Consider the following 2,523-nt stretch of genomic DNA (forward strand, 5'->3'; position numbering starts at 1 on the left):
ATTTACTAGATCTGTCATGAGCGGCGGCTTTTCGGGATGTTATTTGCAAATTATATTTTCGCAAACCCTGCTCATAACTTCTAATTGATTTCAGTTCAATTCAAAACTGTCCGAAGTGTTGATTTTTTAATAGCTTTGGTAAATCAGCGATACTCTCTATTATAGTTGTAGCGACTTTAGAATCTATTTCACCTTTGCCAGTTTTAACTATTACACGTGTTGGGATATCGACATCCAACGCAGCTAGCATGTCATCGTGCTTATCTCCTAACATTACTGATTGTGAGAAATCTATTTTTAAAAATTGTGCTGCACTTTTTAGCATTCCCGATTTTGGCTTGCGGCACTCACAGTCTTGCTTGTATTCACCAATACCTTTTACAGGGTGATGGGGACAATAATAAATACCGTCCAGCTCTACACCTTTATCTACAAAGTTCCAATCCATCCACTCAGTAAGTGTATGAAAGTCATCTTCACTATACATACCACGCGCAATTCCAGATTGATTGGTCACCACGACCAATTTGTATCCTAGCTCTTTGAGTTCTCTGCATGCTTCGAAGACGCCTTCGATATATTCAAAATCATCCACTTTGTGGACATAACCATGATCAACATTAATTACACCATCACGATCTAGAAATACTGCCTTATTCAATTGGAAACTCCATCCGAAAACTTTAAATAATTAATTCGCAGTATTATTTCATTCCTAATTGTTAATTGCACACTCCTATATATTTAAATGGCCACCTATTGTTTGAAAAGCATACTTTATACAAATATAGTGGTCACATAATTATAAATTTATAAGGATGTATTTTATTTATGTTGTCAGTATATAAGAAAAGAAGACAAACACTGCTCTCTGAATTACCCGACAACAGCTTGGTTATTCTTGTCGGATCCCAACAGAAAGTTCGCAGCAAAAACATTAAATACCATTTTAGACAAGATAATGACTTCTTTTATCTGACTGGTTTTAATGAGCCAGATTCCTTTGCATTAATATCTAAAAAGAATAATGAGGAAACGTTTACCCTTTTTTGTCGACCTAAAGATTTGCTTCAAGAGGTCAATTTCGGTGAACGTGCTGGAGTTAAGGGAGTCCTTCAAGTCTATCAAGCTGACTTAGCATTTGAAATAGCTGATTTCAATAGAGAGTTAGTAAATCAACTAAACGACATTGAACACGTGTTTTTAAGTGATGAACTGAATCTAATCTCTTCTCAGCTTATCCCTTTGCTTGATTCTCAGCGTCTTAACTCCCCGTTTGATGTCGTTAAGCAATACCGCACTCTAACGCCTTTAGCAAAAATTCTTCACCCTATGCGAGTGATAAAAACGAACGAAGAAGTTGGTTTGATAAAAGCCGCGGTCCAAGCTTCGACTAAAGCACATATTGACGTCATGCGCTCATGCTCTTCTTCGACGAACGAGTCTGAGCTATCAGCTCAGTTTATGAAATCTATCGCGGCATTTGGCTCGACCGAAGTAGCTTATCCAAATATTGTTGCTGCTGGTAATAATGCCATGTGTTTGCATTACGAAGACAACAATGCACCTATTAAGTCAGGACAAATACTATTGATTGATGCTGGTGCTGAACTAAATATGTACGCATCTGATATAACAAGAAGCTACCCTATTAATGGTGTATTCACTCAAACTCAAAAACAAATATATTCATTGGTTCTCTCTGCTTTAGACGCTGCGATTGCCATAGTGAAACCAGGCACACCTTGGAATGCCTTACATGAGACTTGTATGGAAGTCATGTGTAAAGGGCTCATTGAACTTGGCTTTCTTGATATGACGTTCGAACATGCCATGGAAACTCAGGCTTATAAAAAATTTACGGTCCATAAAACGGGTCATTGGCTAGGTATGGATGTTCATGACGTTGGCCCCTATCACGACGAACAGGGAAATTGGCGTAAACTTGAGCCTCATATGGTTTTCACTATTGAACCCGGCATCTATATCCCTGAAGATTGCTACGACGTTCCAGAGTCTTACCGAGGGATGGGAGTACGAGTTGAAGATGATATTTTAGTGACTAAAGGTGGTCATGAAAATCTATCGGCTGGCGTACCACGAACGATTGAAGATATAGAAAAAGTAATGGCTGAATGAACATTAGATATCGAGTAGGGTGAGGCATCGCTGCCTCATCCCTCTCACAGAACCGTACTTACGGTTCTCGTATACGGCTCCTGCTTAATTCTATTCAGTTACTTCGTACTGAACACATATCCCGTTTGTACCTTTTCTAAGTTAAAGAGTCCCAGCTCATCAAACCATTTATTGGGCATCGCCCAACTCGCTAATGGACTTCGTGAGCTTGACCATCTTCTCATCTGAATAGTAAGCGTGCGGTAAACTGCGTATTCTCAAAGTAAAAGCATCCCCTTAAAATCTTTGCCACTTTTCAATCATTGAGATGTGGCATGACAAATCGAAGAACACCAGAGCAATGGCAAGCGCTGATAAAGCAGCAAGGCGAAAGTGAATTAACCG

Annotated in this window: 2 protein-coding genes; one reads left to right on the forward strand and one right to left on the reverse strand. The window is 39.2% G+C overall.

Going from position 1 to position 2,523, the window contains the following annotated elements; genetic code table 11:
- Window positions 1-100: 100 nt before the first annotated feature.
- Entirely contained in the window at window positions 101-661 is a 561-nt protein-coding gene (gene gmhB, locus JQC92_RS21770; RefSeq protein ID WP_205001627.1) for a D-glycero-beta-D-manno-heptose 1,7-bisphosphate 7-phosphatase, read from the reverse strand.
- Window positions 662-831: 170 nt separating this feature from the next.
- Here gmhB and JQC92_RS21775 point away from each other — a divergent pair, with 170 nt between their 5' ends.
- Window positions 832-2,139: an aminopeptidase P N-terminal domain-containing protein gene (locus JQC92_RS21775; protein WP_205001628.1), complete on the forward strand. Its 1,308-nt coding sequence runs from the start codon at window positions 832-834 to the stop codon at window positions 2,137-2,139.
- Window positions 2,140-2,523 lie beyond the last annotated feature (384 nt).

The sequence above is a fragment of the Parashewanella hymeniacidonis genome, assembly GCF_016900895.1.
Taxonomy (GTDB): Bacteria; Pseudomonadota; Gammaproteobacteria; order Enterobacterales; family Shewanellaceae; genus Parashewanella; species Parashewanella hymeniacidonis.

Coding starts and splice junctions, on each gene's coding strand:
- JQC92_RS21775 (WP_205001628.1), top strand. CDS start 832: ATGTTGTCAGTATATAAGAAAAGAAGACAAACACTGCTCTCTGAATTA.